This is a genomic window from Alteribacter lacisalsi, assembly GCF_003226345.1.
Taxonomy (GTDB): domain Bacteria; phylum Bacillota; class Bacilli; order Bacillales; family Salisediminibacteriaceae; genus Alteribacter; species Alteribacter lacisalsi.
The window spans coordinates 1280708-1296366 of the sequence record NZ_PDOF01000001.1; the positions used below are offsets into that span (position 1 = coordinate 1280708).

The 15659-nt window shown below is 48.1% G+C and carries 13 protein-coding genes; 4 read left to right on the top strand and 9 right to left on the bottom strand.

All coding sequences use genetic code 11. The features are described from left to right. Positions 1 to 145: 145 nt before the first annotated feature. Positions 146 to 1150 (bottom strand): LLM class flavin-dependent oxidoreductase, encoded by a 1005-nt coding sequence (locus CR205_RS06350; protein WP_407923546.1) that lies wholly within the window; start codon positions 1148 to 1150, stop codon positions 146 to 148. Positions 1151 to 1283: 133 nt separating this feature from the next. On the opposite strand from CR205_RS06350, the gene CR205_RS06355 reads away from it, so the two are divergent. Beyond that, positions 1284 to 1847 (top strand): hypothetical protein, encoded by a 564-nt coding sequence (locus tag CR205_RS06355; protein ID WP_110518058.1) that lies wholly within the window; start codon positions 1284 to 1286, stop codon positions 1845 to 1847. Here the strand turns inward: CR205_RS06355 and CR205_RS06360 are convergent. The 6 genes from CR205_RS06360 to CR205_RS06385 form a co-directional block, all read right to left on the bottom strand. Further along, positions 1844 to 3322 carry an amidase gene (locus tag CR205_RS06360; protein ID WP_110518060.1) on the bottom strand — a complete coding sequence of 493 codons (1479 nt, stop codon included), beginning with the start codon at positions 3320 to 3322 and terminating at the stop codon, positions 1844 to 1846. The genes CR205_RS06355 and CR205_RS06360 overlap by 4 nt on opposite strands. 390 nt (positions 3323 to 3712) lie before the next feature. Beyond that, on the bottom strand, positions 3713 to 7234 hold the full coding sequence (locus CR205_RS06365; RefSeq protein ID WP_110518062.1) for an ATP-binding protein: 3522 nt from the start codon (positions 7232 to 7234) through the stop codon (positions 3713 to 3715). A 3-nt stretch (positions 7235 to 7237) separates the two neighbouring features. Continuing rightward, on the bottom strand, positions 7238 to 8503 hold the full coding sequence (locus CR205_RS06370; RefSeq protein WP_110518064.1) for a metallophosphoesterase family protein: 1266 nt from the start codon (positions 8501 to 8503) through the stop codon (positions 7238 to 7240). A gap of 112 nt (positions 8504 to 8615) precedes the next feature. After that, positions 8616 to 9578, bottom strand: coding sequence for an oxygen-dependent tRNA uridine(34) hydroxylase TrhO (gene trhO / locus CR205_RS06375; protein ID WP_110518066.1), 963 nt, complete (start codon positions 9576 to 9578; stop codon positions 8616 to 8618). A gap of 81 nt (positions 9579 to 9659) precedes the next feature. Continuing rightward, positions 9660 to 10847 (bottom strand): cystathionine gamma-synthase family protein, encoded by a 1188-nt coding sequence (locus tag CR205_RS06380; protein ID WP_110518068.1) that lies wholly within the window; start codon positions 10845 to 10847, stop codon positions 9660 to 9662. Between the two features lie 20 nt (positions 10848 to 10867). Further along, positions 10868 to 12073 carry a M24 family metallopeptidase gene (locus CR205_RS06385; RefSeq protein WP_110518070.1) on the bottom strand — a complete coding sequence of 402 codons (1206 nt, stop codon included), beginning with the start codon at positions 12071 to 12073 and terminating at the stop codon, positions 10868 to 10870. 259 nt (positions 12074 to 12332) lie between these two features. Between CR205_RS06385 and CR205_RS20225 the strand changes: the two genes are divergently transcribed. After that, positions 12333 to 12473, top strand: coding sequence for a hypothetical protein (locus CR205_RS20225; protein WP_161524690.1), 141 nt, complete (start codon positions 12333 to 12335; stop codon positions 12471 to 12473). A gap of 5 nt (positions 12474 to 12478) precedes the next feature. Next, positions 12479 to 12613 carry a YfhD family protein gene (locus tag CR205_RS20790; RefSeq protein WP_328587715.1) on the top strand — a complete coding sequence of 45 codons (135 nt, stop codon included), beginning with the start codon at positions 12479 to 12481 and terminating at the stop codon, positions 12611 to 12613. Between the two features lie 83 nt (positions 12614 to 12696). Here CR205_RS20790 and rlmN read toward each other — a convergent pair whose 3' ends face one another. Beyond that, entirely contained in the window at positions 12697 to 13773 is a 1077-nt protein-coding gene (gene rlmN, locus CR205_RS06390) for a 23S rRNA (adenine(2503)-C(2))-methyltransferase RlmN (RefSeq protein ID WP_110518072.1), read from the bottom strand. Positions 13774 to 13957: 184 nt separating this feature from the next. On the opposite strand from rlmN, the gene CR205_RS06395 reads away from it, so the two are divergent. Continuing rightward, complete coding sequence (locus tag CR205_RS06395; protein ID WP_110518074.1) at positions 13958 to 14809, top strand: YihY/virulence factor BrkB family protein; 852 nt, start codon at positions 13958 to 13960, stop codon at positions 14807 to 14809. A gap of 14 nt (positions 14810 to 14823) precedes the next feature. Here the strand turns inward: CR205_RS06395 and CR205_RS06400 are convergent, their stop codons facing one another. Beyond that, entirely contained in the window at positions 14824 to 15642 is an 819-nt protein-coding gene (locus CR205_RS06400; protein WP_110518076.1) for a S1C family serine protease, read from the bottom strand. Positions 15643 to 15659 lie beyond the last annotated feature (17 nt).

The following is a 15659-nucleotide window of genomic DNA, read 5'->3' on the forward strand; positions in this document are numbered from 1 at the left end:
TGTTCAAACAGCTGTGTTAAAGCTTAATGTTGATTACTCTAAAGTTGACTGCAGCGGACGTGTGACACTCCTGAGGAACAGAGCCGGCTGCAGCGGTGCCCGCAGAAAAGGAGCGCGCCAGCAAAGGGGCTCAAAACACAAACACCTATTCACCCTTCATAATCCCGGCAGTCAGATCATAGGAACGGAGCCTCGCTTCGTGACTGTAGACCTGGGATACGATAATCAGTTCGTCACTTGCTGTTTCCTCTGCAAAAGCCGATAGTTTCGAGCGGACAGAGTCCACACTGCCGTAGATTGAGGAGCCGAGCTGCCGCTCAAGGGCTACCCTTTCGTGCGGCATCATAAGCTGTTCAACATTTTCTACAGGCGGCTTCAGCTTCCCGGGTGTACCTCTGACAAGCTCGAGAAACTGCTGTTTCTGGGAAGAAGCAAGGTATTCGGCCTCTTCATCTGTTTCGGAAGCGATCACGTTCACCCCGGTCATGGCATACGGTTCATCCAGAACGCCAGGTTCAAAACTGTTCCGGTAAAGGGAGAGGGCGTCAAGGGTGTGCTCGGGATTAAAATGACTTGCAAACGCGAATGGAAGACCGAGTCTGCCTGCAAGTGCGGCACTATAGCCGCTCGAACCAAGAAGCCAGATTGGAACCTCAACTCCTTCTCCCGGGACTGCTTTCACCTTTTTCCCGTCAGTCCCAGTAAAGAACCCGCGAAGTTCCGAAAGCAGCTGCTCAAAATCAGCTCCTCCCTTCTCATCTCTTCTCAGGGCTCTGGCCGTCTGGAAATCGGTTCCTGGAGCCCTGCCGAGACCAAGATCAATTCGGTCTGGATAGATAGAGGCAAGCGTCCCGAACTGCTCGGCAATAACGAGCGGGGCATGATTCGGAAGCATAATACCTCCTGAGCCGACACGGATGGTTTCTGTCCCGCCTGCAATATGCCCAATCACAACACTCGTAGCAGAACTCGCAATCCCCGGCATGTTATGGTGTTCAGCGAGCCAGTACCGTCTGTAGCCCCATTTTTCAGCATGCTGAGCCAGATCAAGTGAATTTTGAAACGACTGTGCCGCCGTCGCCCCTTCAAGTACAGGAGCCAGATCGAGAACGGAATAAGCAGTATGCGATAAAGGTCTCTGTGTCATCATGATGCCTCCAGTAGTCAATTTTCGCTTTAGTATATCAGTTTACCGGGAGGCTTCACAAAAACAATGCTTCGTGCTTCTTATTGATACAATATTGCCCTCATGTGGTAAATTGAATCACAAAGGGGCGGTACATATGAATAAACTCACACAGGTTTCACGCTTGTACGGAGACAGGGTAAATGGTGCTCTCGTTATTGCCTCTACCCTGCTTTTTTTCACCTTTATGTTTACAGTTCTGCCCGCTGTTTCTGAATTAACTCATGAAGAGACCGGTTCATCTGAGTCACCGGACAGTTCTTACGTCTACAGTTCAGAAGATCTTTACAGAATGGCAGAAGCATACGGAGAATCGGGACGGACGTTTTATATCGAATCCAGGTTTACTTTTGACATCGCATGGCCGGCTGTATACTTGTTTTTTCTCGCAACGCTGCTTTCCTTTCTCTGGAGAGGCCCTCTTAAAAAATGGGAGGCAGTTAACCTGATCCCTGCAGGTGCCTTCATCTGTGACATGATGGAGAACACAGGCGCATCGATTGTGATGGCTCGTTATCCGGAACCCTCAGCAGCAGCTGCTCTCATCACACCTTTGTTCACCTTTATGAAATGGAATCTGATTTACATCAGTTTTGCCCTGATCGCGGCTGGAATTCTTTTAAGACTTTACTTCCGTTTTAAAAAACGGAAAAACCATTAGGGAGACGGACACCATAACGTGGAGCGTTCCAGGTCACCGGCCAGCGCAAAGAGAAGATCCTCCCTGCCTTTTGAGGCCATTACCTGTACACCGAGAGGAAGCCCCTCAGTCGCTTTATAGACGGGCAGGGAGACAGCCGGCTGTCCAGTAAGGTTGGCCAGTTGAGTAAACGGTGTGTACGTAAGACTCGGGAGAAACATCTCATAAATCATTTCCTGCTGCCTGCGTCCGTCTGCACTGCTGATGCGCTCAATCAGGCGCTCCCGGGAGGTGCTGCCCATTGTTAATTGTCCCACTTCAGGAGCCGTTGACGCTGTTGCAGGAGTGATAAAAAGATCATAGGATTTATGAAAGGCCGCCATCCGTTCAGATGCCCGGTCCCAGGCTGCAAGACTCAGGCTGTAGTCCGCTGCCGTAACGTGCTTCCCCGCTTCTGCAAGCACCCACGATTCCACTTCCATATCCCCGGATGTCAGTACTCTGCCGAATGCGTGCTCCAGCGTTTTCACAACTGCTGCCATTTCCCCTGAATTCATCGTATAATACTGCTTCATCAGATCAATGCCATCGATTTCCGCCATCGCCTCTTCAATGTGATGTCCTTCTTTTTCCAGCCATTTCACAGTATTGCTGACTGCTTTTACAGCATCCTCACTCACAGGCGTTCCAGCCGGGGACACGTTCGAAAAACCGATTCGGAGTGCCTTAGGCAGTCCTGCTTTTACGCAGTCAGTGTACCTACCTTCATACAAAGGGGTCTGAAAGGCGGCTTCCGGCTGGATGGTCTGCAGCACTTCAAGAAACAGGGCACAGTCTCTCACTGAGCGGGTAATAACAAAATCAATTGCCGCACCCTGCCACTGCCGTCCAGTCCCCGGACCTACCGGGGTCCGACCCCGGGTAGGCTTGAGTCCGGTCAGACCGGTAAAGGAAGCAGGGATCCGGATCGATCCTCCACCGTCACTTGCGCCTGCCGCCGGCACAATGCCGGATGCCACCGCCGCTGCGGCCCCACCGCTTGATCCTCCCGGGGAATACCGCTGGTTAACTGGGTTTCTGGACGGGCCGAAGCTGGCTGGTTCGGTGATATTTTTCAGACCGAATTCCGGCGTGTTCGTATGCCCGCACATCACAAGTCCGGCATCTTTCAGCTTCCTTGTAAAATGTGAATCCCGAGGTGCTGCGTAATCCTTAAGAAGCCGTGATCCGGATGTCAGGGGTGCCCCTTTTAAAGCCTGGGAAATGTTTTTTAACAGAAACGGAACACCGGACAGCGGTGAAGAGTGCAATTTGAGCCTGTCAGCTTCTTTCGATGCCTGTTCAAACCTCTCGTAAACAACGGCATTCAGTCCGGGATTCTCTTTCTCATATACCTGCCGGCTGAGCAAAACTAATTCCGACGCTTTCATTTCCTTTTTACGAACGAGTTCTGCAAGATCTCCAGCATCAAGGGATTTATATGTAAGAATATCCATGGAACCACACTCCAGTAAGTTAGATAAGCTGTTTTCGGATAGATTGTTCCTTTATTGCGCTGCAGGCGGACGCTTTCCGCGGGCATCGCTTCAGCCTCCCTGCGGGGTCTTCAGTCGATGCTTCTTCCTCTGCCAGTAATGCTACGAAGCTGGCTGTGTCGAAGCAGATCGCAGCAAACTCACGAAGTTAAGCTCTTTGCTATTCCCGCAGGAGTCGCCACCTTCCGCTCCATTTTAGTCTATAGAAAAGCAACAATCTATTCGAAAACAGCTTTACGAAAAGAGGGTTAGATAAAGTAAGAATATCATTTACATAAGAAAAAACCTAACTATCACTGTCTGAGAAAACAAAACAGCCTCCACCGCATTAAAAACGGGGAGGTGTTTTGTTTAATCAGCATATACTGGAGAACCGGTAATGGCTTCGGACTGATAGGATCTGTCCTGTGCCGCTTCAGCAAGCAGACTCTTCAGACGTTCATGATGACTGAAGAAGACGACCTGGGTGGTCTTTGAAAGTTCCAGCAGAACGCTAAGGGTTTCCCGGGAGCGATCATCATCAAAATGAACAAGAATATCATCCACAATAAACGGGACGGGCTCATTCTCTTCCGTGTATTTTTCGATACTCGCGATCCGAAGAGCCAGATAGAGCTGATCGGTCGTTCCGTCACTCATCCCTGAAACCGCAACACTGCTTCCATCCTGTCGCAGTCCTGCCAGGACAGGTTTGTCTTGTTCATTGAACTCAATGGTGATTCCTTTAAAGGATCCAAGCGTAAGCCTGGCAAAAAGACTGCTTGCCCGGTTAATGATCGGGCTCTGGTTCTGTTCACGGAAGGCATCGATTCCCCGTTTCAGAATGACCGATGCAAGCTTACTGGTAAGATACTCATCCGCTGCCCGTTCAATTTGGGCATAGATTGTCTGTTTTTCCGCCTCCAGTGCAGCAGCCTCACTGCTGGCTCCCTCTGTAGCAGCCATGTATTCCTGCTTTAGGACACCATAGCTCTGCAGCTGTTCCTGTTTACGTAAATCAAGACGCTCCCGTTCTGCTTTCAGTTCTTCGAGCCGCAGCGTGATATCGTCTGCTTCTATCTCTTCAGTCTCTTCCAGCAGCTTTTCAAGACTCAGACCGTTTCCGATCGTCAGCATCTGGCCTTCAACAGCGTCTCTTTCACCTGTCAATTGTGTTTTCTCTCTGCACTGGCGCTCTATTTTTATCAATTCTTCAGCACTTTCACAGTTCCCGGCTGCGAGCAGGCGCTCAAACTCCGTTTCAGCTTCTGTAAGTGATTCTTTTTCTATCAGCCTTTCCTGTTCGTACGCTGCTTCCTGCTCCCGAAGATGAATGAGCTGCTGTTTAGCTTCAAGACCGGCTTTAAGTTGGTTCTGAAGAACATGAACGACCTTGTCGTACTGTCCTTCTTCGAATGAATACTGATCCGGATCTGCTGCACTCTCAACCCCTTCCTCGAAACGCTGGATGCGCTCTTTAAGGGAATGTAAATCCAGTTCAAGCTGGCGGCAATCGCTGTAGCCTTCCAGCAGCTGATCATAGGTATGCAGAAGTTCCGTTACGATGCCGGGATTGGTAGTCACGCGAACCGGGAGCTCCTCAACTGCTTTTTCCCAAGCCTGTTCCCATTCCGCGGCATCCGACCTTGCCGTTTCAAGATCGTTTTTCTTTATGGTGAGCAGTCTTACAGCTTTCTGCTGTGCATCCTGGATACTCTGTATCTTCCGGGCTGCTTCCACACGAGTTTTTAATTCGATTTCCGCTTCACTCAGCAGATCGGAAAATGAGAGCTCATCATCTATCGTCAATATAGTTGCGAGCCTTTTTCTCTGCTTTTGAGCGGCATCCGTCAATTCACTCAACTGTTCAGCCAGCATCCGTCTCTCCTTGAACAGGCTGAAAATCTCATCGAGGCGGCTCGTCCACTCGGACATTTCTTCTGGAGACAGTGGTGAGATTCCGGACTCTTCCCAGCTCGATTCCCAGGCATCCTGCCATTTTTCCAGGTTGATACGGCTTTCTTCATACTGCTGTCTCAATTCTTCTGTATCATCCTTCGCGGCTTCCAAAGCTGATACGAGCTGCGCTTTTTTTCCGACCTTCTCGGCTTCCCTCTGCATAAGATCGGCGGTTTGATCTGCAGCCGCTACGCTTTTTTCATACGCAAGTTCCAAAGGCAGTCCCTTGGTATACAAGTCAACGTCGTGATCGTCGGAAGCTTCTTTGCCCGATTGCAGAATTTTTCTTATGAAGAGCCAGCCTCTGTCACGGTGCTCTCTTTCGTGGAACAAATCTTCTCTGGACGGGATTTCACTTGCAGATTCGAGATCCTTGATTTGTTTTTCAAGCTGCCTCACGGTTTCCTCTGATTTCTTTAACTGGTCAGCCGTTTCACGACGTTCAGATTCCAGCCTGGCTTTCTTCTGCCCTTCCAGTTTAATCGATTCGTTTAAAAGAGGCGTCCTGAAATCAGCAAGCTCATCGATTGTCCCATCCCAAAGCGGGAGGGACGTTGCAGAACCTGCAATTTCCTCATTGATCAGGCTGAGCTTCCGCTCCGTCTGCTGACGCTCTTTTTCTACATTTCCTTCCCTGGATAACTGTGCGAAAAAAGCCTGAAGCTCATCCGCATCACCAGGATTCCCGGCTTCGTCAAGCTGTGCTTCGTAATCAGAAATCTCCTGCTGCAGTGCCTCTGTTTCTCTGATCAGATTAGTCACTTTCCGGTGAATGTCGGTTTTCTCACCTGCAAGGGATCGAATGTTCTGCTTCTGATCTGCTGAAAGTCTAAGCCTTTTTATCTCATCGAGATCAGAAGCATCAGGAATCACATCCTGCAACCCCGCCATAAGCTGGTCTTTACGCTGCCTGAGCATTTCTTCCAGCCTCGGAAGCTCGCTGATTTCATCGGCGTATTTCTCACATTTACGGTACAGTGCTGTTATTGCTTCCTCCTTCGTGAGGAGATCTTCCGGGACATGAACAGTCTCTATTTCTTCACGCAGTCTATTGAGTGTCCCATCGAGAGAAACAATACGCTGTTTCGATTTTGCGAGTGACTGGGTCAGGTTTTCCCTGAGTGAACCTGCATTTTCCGGTAGTTCCGGCAGACTGCCCAGATTTTCAATCTGTACAGACAGATGGTGCCAGCGTGCAGCCTTGGGCAAAAGCTGGAGGATACGTTCCAGCTTTTTGACGTCACGGTCGTACCGCTTCAAGGCTGCTGAAAGCTCATCAATCTCCCTTGCTTCTTTTTCGTACTTTTCCTGAAGATCTCTCCATTCTCTTACTTTCAGCTGACTGCCGGAAATCTCTTTTACCAGTCCTCTTTCTTCTCTCAGCAGCTTATTGATCACTGGCTTCTGTCCGCTTTTTAAGTAAAGGGTTTTTGCATGATTTTCGAGTTCTCTTGCCGTTTCCCTAAGGCTACTGACCCCCGAAGCTGCAGAAAAGAGACTTTCTCCGGCGTCCCCGTCCCCCTGAAGAAGGCTTTCTCCTCCCTCCCGGAGTCTCACATGATCAAGAGCAAACATGGTCTGAAAGTAGTCCTGGGAAAGCCCTTTTAAAAACCGGTTCACTTCCTGTTCATCAATCGTAAGGTTTTCAGAATCGAGAACGGTGTTCTTTCTCCCTTTTCTTCTGAAAAAATGAAGCGTTTCCCCGTCCTCTTTTTCCAATTCCCCTTCGATAAGGAGCTTTTTATTTTCATGGAGAAAGGAGTCTCCTGTCTGCTGGGGAAAACCATAGAGGAAATTGGAAAAGGCTCTCAGGACCGTACTTTTCCCCGCTTCATTCGGTCCATAAAAGAAATGAAAGTTCGTATGACGGGATAAAATAAGTTCATAATCGGTAAAATGACCGAACGCTCGAAGATTGACAAAGTTGTACCTCACCGGCTACACCTCCCCTTTTCCAGCAAGTTTGTGAACGAGCAGATCTTCAATACGCTCCCGGCGGCTTTTCACTGCATCAGAGCCGTAAAATCCCTGATCGCTCCCCGTTTCTTTCAGTGATGGAGGCAGGGCGTGGTTCAGATCACTGACTTCCTCCAGAATGCTGTGAAGTTCCTCCTCATCCTCTTCAATGGCGTACAGATAATCCAGAATAAACGCCAGTGCAGGGTTGGATGATGCAAGTGCATCTCTGTCTGCTTCCGGAGTGGTATGAATTTTTACTTTTTCGACCCAGATCTCTCCGCCTGCTTCAAGAGCTTTTGCTCGGATATTATTCACAAAATGATCCGTGTTCAGCGCAAGCTGTTCATGAAGGGGGCTTTTTCCCGTCAAGTGAACCCGGACGGCCAAAAACCGCCCGCCGTTTTCCCTGTAAAGCTCTTCCGTTTTTTCCCCGAACAAATGCAGCATTTCATCGGGAGAAGACACATCAGTCAAGTCGATCTGACAATCACACCAGCGGATCACATCGACGGTCCGATGTTCAACATGTGTAATCTCCCCATCCTCGGAATGAACAAGTGAACATCCTTTTTTTCCTGTTTCCCTAATGTGCCTGCCCTGGATATTCCCGGGAAAGAGTATGACAGGATCTGATTTCCGGAGCATCTCCCTCATATGAATATGACCGAGGGCCCAGTAATCATAGCCTTTAGCCAGAAGGTCTTCCACATGACACGGCGCATAGTTTTCATGACCTTCGCGTCCAGTCATGCTGGTATGAAGCAGACCGATATTCAAAAACCCTTCCACAGCCTTCGGATAGCTGCCGGCCAGGTTTTCTGTTACAGCTCTCGTTTCAAAGCCGCGCCCGTGAATCGCTGTTTTCAAAGATTCAATCAGGATCGTACCGGGCCAGTCCACAGGAAACTCATGGACATTTTTTGGCAGGGTCAGTTCCTTTGTAATCAGGCTCGCTGCATCGTGATTGCCTCTGATCATGTAAACCGGGATGTCCTCCCGGTTAAGGCGGTTCATCTGGGCTGAAAAAAAGAGCCCGGTATTGTAGTCCTTCCAGTCCCCATCGTAAATGTCGCCGGAAAGAAGCACAAAAGCAACGTTTTCTTCAATGGCAAGGGTGACGAGATTCTCAAACGCATCCCTTGTAGCGTTGCGCAGACTTTCTGCCGGCGCACCTTCGTACTTCTCAAGTCCTTTTAACGGGCTGTCGAGGTGCAGATCAGCTGCATGTAAAAAAGTAAATCTCATTTTTCCGCCCCTTCCTCACACATTTACTCTATTATCCTTTTAATTGACAGATTGTTCAAGGACGAGTAAGCACAGAAACAGCCACAGTCCTTAAAGGACCATGGCTGCCAGGTTAAACTTCTGCACGCAGTTCTTCAATTTTCTTTAAACGTTCATGGACTTCCGCTTCACTTAGATCGTGCTCCTTAATGTAACGGTTTCTCGGGTGAACGCGGCAGGCATCCGAGCAGGCACGTAAATACGCGTGTTCGGTTTCTTCTGACATGAGCACCTGTTCATTACATTCGGGATTGGCACAGTTCACGTAGCGCTCACACGGCTCACCGGTAAAATAATCTTTTCCGACGATGATGTGCTCTTCCTGATTGACAGGGACGCTGATCCGCTCATCGAAAACATAGCACTGCCCATTCCAGCGGCGTCCACGGACTTCCGGATCCTTTCCGTAGGTAACGATGCCGCCGTGAAGCTGGTTAACGTCCTCAAAGCCTTCTTCTTTCAGCCAGCCTGAAAACTTCTCGCATCTCACGCCGCCAGTACAGTAGGTGAGAATCTTTTTATCCTTTATCATCTCGCGGTTTTCATTAATCCAGTCTGGAAGCTCACGGAATGAACGGATGTCCGGCTTAATAGCTCCTTCAAAATGGCCCAGGTCGTATTCGTAGTCATTTCTGGCATCAATGATGAGCGTATCTTCCTTCTGCATCTGTTCATAAAACTCTTTCGGGCTCAGATAATTACCGGTCTTCTCACGCGGGTCGATGTCATCTTCGAGGCGGAGCGTCACGAGTTCCGGACGGTAGCGGACATGCAATTTCTTAAATGCATGATCGTGTGCCTCATCGATTTTATATACCATATCCGCAAAGCGGGGATCAGCTTTCATTTTCTCCATATACGCGTCAGTCTGTTCTGTTGTTCCGGAGCAGGTGCCGTTAATCCCTTCGGACGCAATAAGGATCCGTCCTTTAAGGCCGAGTTCCTTACAGAAAACCAGATGCTCCTGTGCAAATTCTTCGGGGTTTTCGATGTCCACATATTTATAATAAAGAAGTATGCGATAGTTATTGCTCATGGTTAAACCACCTCTTGTTTCGTGCATAATGTACGTATTTTTAGCCTCGAACATTATACCAAAAAGGCGGTGCTGTTGCAATTACTGCTTCATCGCGGCAAATGCCTGTTTTAAATCCTCAATCAGATCTTCAGCGTCTTCTATCCCGGCCGAGTAGCGGATCAGGCTCTCAGGAATACCCATTGCTGCACGCTCTTCCGGTGTGCATTCCACGTGGCTTGTTGTCCGGGTTGGACCAACCACTGTTTCAACAGCGCCGAGATTTGCCGCTCTGTTCGCAAACTCCAGATTCGGCAGAAGTTTTTGTACTGCCGGGACCCCGCCTGTTACGGAAAAGCTGAGCATGCCGCCAAAACCTCTCATCTGCTCTCTTGCCGTCTGGTGGCCTTCATGCTCCGTCAGACCTGGGTAAAAAACAGCCTCAACCTCAGGAACCGTTTTTAAATATTCTGCCACAGCCTGAGCATTGTCATTCTGCCGGTCGATCCTGAGCTTCAGTGTTTTCATGCCTCTTAAAAGAAGATATGCAGCCATCGGATCCATCGTGGCCCCGTTAATTTCACGGTAATGATAAATCTTTTCTACATCTTCACGGCTGCCGCAGACCGCTCCACCAAGGGCATCCGCATGACCGCCAAGGTATTTCGTAGCGCTGTGTATCACAAGATCAGCCCCAAGCGAGAGAGGGTTCTGATTAATCGGTGTAGCAAACGTGTTATCAACGACAGTTCTGACCCCTGCTTTCTTCGCTTCCGTGGCAATTCTGCGGACATTTGTGATTTTCACGGTAGGATTGGTCGGTGTTTCCATGTAGACAAGGTCGCACCCTTTCTTGATCTCACGAATCATCTGTTCGTGGTCTCCAGTGTCACATAGGGTCACCTCTACATCCTGATCGGGCAGAAAAGAGGTGAAAATTTTATTTGTGCCCCCGTAAGTGTCTTTTATGGAGACCACCCGGCTTCCCGGACGGAGAAAGGTGGCCAGCGTATTGCTGATTGCAGCCATTCCCGTTGAGAAACTGGTCGACGCTTCGGCGTCCTCCAGAATTCGTATCTTCTCTTCAAAGGCTCTTACTGTCGGATTTGTGTTTCGTCCGTAAATATGACCTTCCTTTTTTCCTGTTGCCACATCATACCATTCATCCATATCGTTATAACCAAAGGAAACGCTGTGGACGACCGGTACCTGAGTGGCACCGAATGCCAAATATTCCCGCTCTCCTGCCCAGAGAGACCTTGTTGATAAACCTGTTCTTCTCTTTTTCATCTTACTGCCCCCTCCTCGTCCTAACTGATTTCTCCATGTTCTTCAAATGCGGATGGCATATTAATCAGCAACTCCCTTGGGAAGCTGGTGAATGTTTCACATCCGTTTTCGGTAATCCGGATCGTTTCACTGATTTCCATTCCGTAATCGTCAAACCATAGGCCGGGAATCAGATGAAACGTCATGTTCGGCTTAAGAACGGTCCGGTCACCGTTTCTGATACTTGCAGTATGCTCTCCCCAGTCTGGAGGATAGTTCAGCCCCACTGAATAACCGAGCCGGGATTCTTTTACAATGCCATGTTTTTTAAGTGCCTTTCGCCAGAGCGCCTCTGCTTCGCCGCACGTCATTCCCGGTTTAATGCCGTCAAGAACCTTGTTGAGACCCTCAACAGCAACGGATGCCAGACCGGCCATTAGCTTTGAAGGCGCGCCAATGGTAACGGTTCTTGCCAGCGGCACATGATAACGTTTACAGCATCCGGCAAGCTCCACAATCACGGTTTCCCCTTCCTGAAAAGTCCGGTCGGTCCAGGTCAGGTGAGGGTTGGATGTATTTTTTCCTGTCGGAAGAAGTGGAACAATGGCAGGATAATCACCACTGATGTCCTTGGTTCCCGCAATCATGTGGTAATAGATCATTGCGGCAGCGTCGCATTCCCGTTTACCTGCACGGATCGAATTCACACCGTTTGTCATCGCCGTTTCGGCAAGTCTGGCTGCTTTTTTCATGTACTCGATTTCCTGATCCGACTTAATAAGCCGGACGTTGTTGACGAGCAGGTCAGCATCTGTTAAATCGGCATCCGGCAGCTCTTTTTGCAGGTGAAAATAAGCTTTCGCTGTAAAATAATAGTGATCCATTTCCACACCAATCCGTTTGTTTCCAAGTCCTTTAAGTTTCAGAATATCTGCTGCATACATCATAGGATGAAGGACATCAGAATGGACGTAGGTATCCGGATAGCCGATGATATAATCATCGTGCATCCATGTCGTCACTCTTGCCGCACCTGAATCCATAAACCTCCCGATCCATATAGGCTGCTCGCTGGAAAGATCTACTACGAGCATCTGATGAACATAAAATGACCAGGCATCATACCCGCTCAGATAGTTCATGTTGGCAGGATCGGTAATCAGTAAAACCTCCACCCCTTGTTTCTCCATATTTTTTCTTACACGTTCAAGGCGTTCCTGATATTCTGCCACCTCAAATGGAAGCATAACTCTCCCTCCTTATCCTCTGTAAATACAGTGGATTCCTCCCTTTTTATCTGTTTGTTAAGAGATCCTCGTTAAAATAACGAAATATTCTGTTTACTTAAAGTTTCCCATGTGGATTTTCTGATTTCAATGACTGGTTTTGACGAACCTTCAATAGAATCCATCAGGAAACGACAGCCTCTTTTAACGGCTTTTACATGTGTGATAACTTGCTCCCGGTGGGAAAATAAACGTATTCTGCTGGCAAGGAGGCTTAAAAATGGACGATACCGGAGCATTTGTGGAAGATTTCAACCGCAGAAAAGAAAAAACCGAACGTAACAACAGGTCTCAGGGACAGCGTGATTACAGCCGCAGTCTTCCAGCAAAAAAAGCAATATCAAATAAAAACAAAAAGTGATTGGAGTGATCATTTTGGGACGAGCCAGAAAGCAAAAAGCAAGAGACAAAAACAAACAGGCAATGCCTCAGACACCTGAAGCGCAAAAAATAAACCGGCAGGATCAGACTGCCGCCGGCCGAAACTCCGCAGGAGAATAGTACAGCGTGATTACATGAAGCCATGAGTCAGACTGTGCGGACACAAAAAAGACACGAAAGGAAATTCCTTTCGTGTCCGTTTTTTATACTTTTGCTTTTTCCTTGTCTTTTTTAATCTGCTTACTGCGAAGCTGTCCGCATGCCGCATCAATATCGGACCCTTGTTCGTGGCGGATACCGCACTGAATGCCGTTCTTTTTAAGCGTATCGTAAAATGCAAGAATACTGTTCTTTTCACTCTGCTCGTACTGGATATGCTCGTCGACCGGATTGTAAGGAATCAGATTTACATAGGAAAGACGTTTCTTATCCTTAATAAGATCTGCCAGTTGCTGTGCTGTCTCCCGACTGTCATTAATACCTTTGAGCATAATGTACTCAAACGTAATCCGCCGGTTTGTTTTTTCAAGGTAGTAATCAACGGCTTTCATTAGAGGCTCAATCGGCTGGCCTTTATTGATCTTCATGATCTTCGTCCGAAGTTCATTATTAGGTGCATGAAGGGACAGGGCGAGATTAACTTGTAGATCCTGGTCCGCAAACTCATAGATCTTATTAATGATCCCGCTTGTGGATACTGTTATATGACGGGCACCGATCGCAAGACCTTTGTCATTGTTCACTACGTGAAGGAAATCCATAAGGTTGCCAAAGTTATCGAACGGTTCCCCAATCCCCATTACCACGATGTGGCTCACCCGCTCTTCGTTTTCACGCTCATCAAGGGCGTGCTGCACATTCATAATCTGCTCTACAATTTCCCCGCTAGTCAGATCCCGGCTTTTCTTGAGAAGTCCGCTGGCGCAGAAACTGCAGCCGATGTTACAGCCTACCTGGGTTGTTACACAGACAGAAAGACCGTAACTGAATTTCATAAGCACGGTTTCAATCAAGTTGCCGTCTTTTAAACGAAAAAGAAATTTCATGGTGCCGTCGCGTGACTCCTGTTTCGAGTGCACTTCGAGTGTCTGTATGTCAAAATGGTTATCAAGAAGCGCCCGGCAGTCTTTATTTACGTTACGCATCTCGGAGAAGTCTTTGATTCGTTTTTTATAAAGCCAGTCCCATACCTGCTGGGCACGGAATTTCTTTTCACCGTGTTCCACAAGCCAGTCTGTCAGCTGGTCAAATGTTAATCCGTAAATGGATGGTTTAGTCATGGTAAACCCTCATTTCAATCATAGTATTCGTAAATCAAGTCGTTTATCTTATCATCATTGGTTCAGTTACTTACAAATATACAATTATAGGTCCTGACCGTTAAAATGTCAACGTTTCATGTTAGGTAGAAAGGAATTAAGGGGATAGAGTAGAATAGTGCTGCATATTGGGGAGGTTCATACAGTGATCGCATTCATAAGAGATGTTATTAAAGAATTTCAAAAAGACGATGTACCGCTCCTGGCGGCAGCCCAGGCTTATTACTACCTCCTGTCTGCAGTGCCGCTCATGATTCTGCTTCTCTCTGTTCTTCCGTACCTGAACATCGAACCTGAGGCTGCTGTATCCGCTCTGAAAAGCGTCATGCCGGACGAGACTGCTTCGGTATTTGAGGAAACGGTCGTGGATATGGTATCTACAGAAAGAGGAGGTCTGCTTACCTTCGGGATCCTCGGGACAATCTGGACAGCATCCCTTGCGATGAACGCCTTTATACAGGCGCAGAACAGTGCTTATAATGTGGAGGAAACACGGTCTTTCATTAAGGCGAGGCTTTTGTCGATCGGGCTTACGATCTGCATCATTATTGCCCTCATCGTTGTTCTCCTTCTCCCGGTGTTCGGTGACGTACTGATATCCTTTATCAGTACGGCTGTTGCCCTGCCCCCGGAAACGGAGCAGCTGATCCGGATTCTCCGTTACGTGGTAAGTATTGTTGTTATCACACTGATTCTGACCGCACTTTATTACTATGCTCCAAATAAAAGAAAGCCGTTTTTACATGTGCTGCCCGGTGCCCTGTTTGCAACGCTTGCCTGGCAGGTTGTTTCATTCGGATTTTCCTTTTATGTAAGCAACTTCGGGAATTACGCCGACACTTATGGTGGTCTGGGCGGGGTCATTGTTATGATGCTGTGGTTTTTCCTGACAGGTATGATCCTTGTGGTAGGCGGCGAATTAAATGCTGTCCTGCATCGCAGGAAAACAAGGGGCTTCGACGCCCAGAAAAACAAAAACCTGAATGTCTTCCGTTAGACATTCAGGTTTTTCTATCTGAGAAAATCGGTAAATGCTTCGTATGGGATAAACAAACCTGCTCTGGTCGTTTCTCCTTGATATTCGGTCCTTGTGGTAGCGTAAACGACACCAAGAACAGAACCATCCTCGCCGATCACCGGACTCCCGCTGTTCCCTCTGTATACAGGGGCATCAAGAAGGACAGCGCCGTCACTCCGCTCACCGAGAATATCCCCCTGATTCGCAATAAAATTAAAAAACAGAGGGTTTCCTATGACATATACCGCCTGTTCCGGGTGCCAGCCTTCTCTCAATGTAAGAGCCGGCTGGCCGTGATCCGATGGAATCTGCAGAATGGCGAGATCGAGGACATCATGAGTATCCACGATTTCAGCCTGATAGCGGTCACCGTCTTCAAATGAGACGGTCACAAATGGCTCGCCTTCTATTACATGATCGTTGGTTATGATATAGCCGTCTTCAGAGTAGAGAAATCCTGTACCTTTATTGTCGGAACCCCTCACGACTACGATCGATTCCTTATAAGCCTGTACATCTTCGTTTTGCGAAAGTTCCCTGGATATTGTAAGAAATTCCACAGCCGGAATATTTACAAGCCTTGGTAAAAAAGCGAGTACGTTACCGAGAAGAGCAAAAGTAAGAATGACGGCAATCGTCATTTTCATTCCTTTTTTCTTTTTCTGCAGTTCCGGCTCTTCTTCCTCATCATCCGGATTGAAAAATTCCTCCCGGGTATAATAACGCTCCCCATCAAAAAACGGACGTTCAGGTTCTTTTTCCTCGTTCGGTTTATTTTCGTTACTGGGCTGCTGTCTGTCATCACGTGTCATTTGTTTCCCCTCCGGCA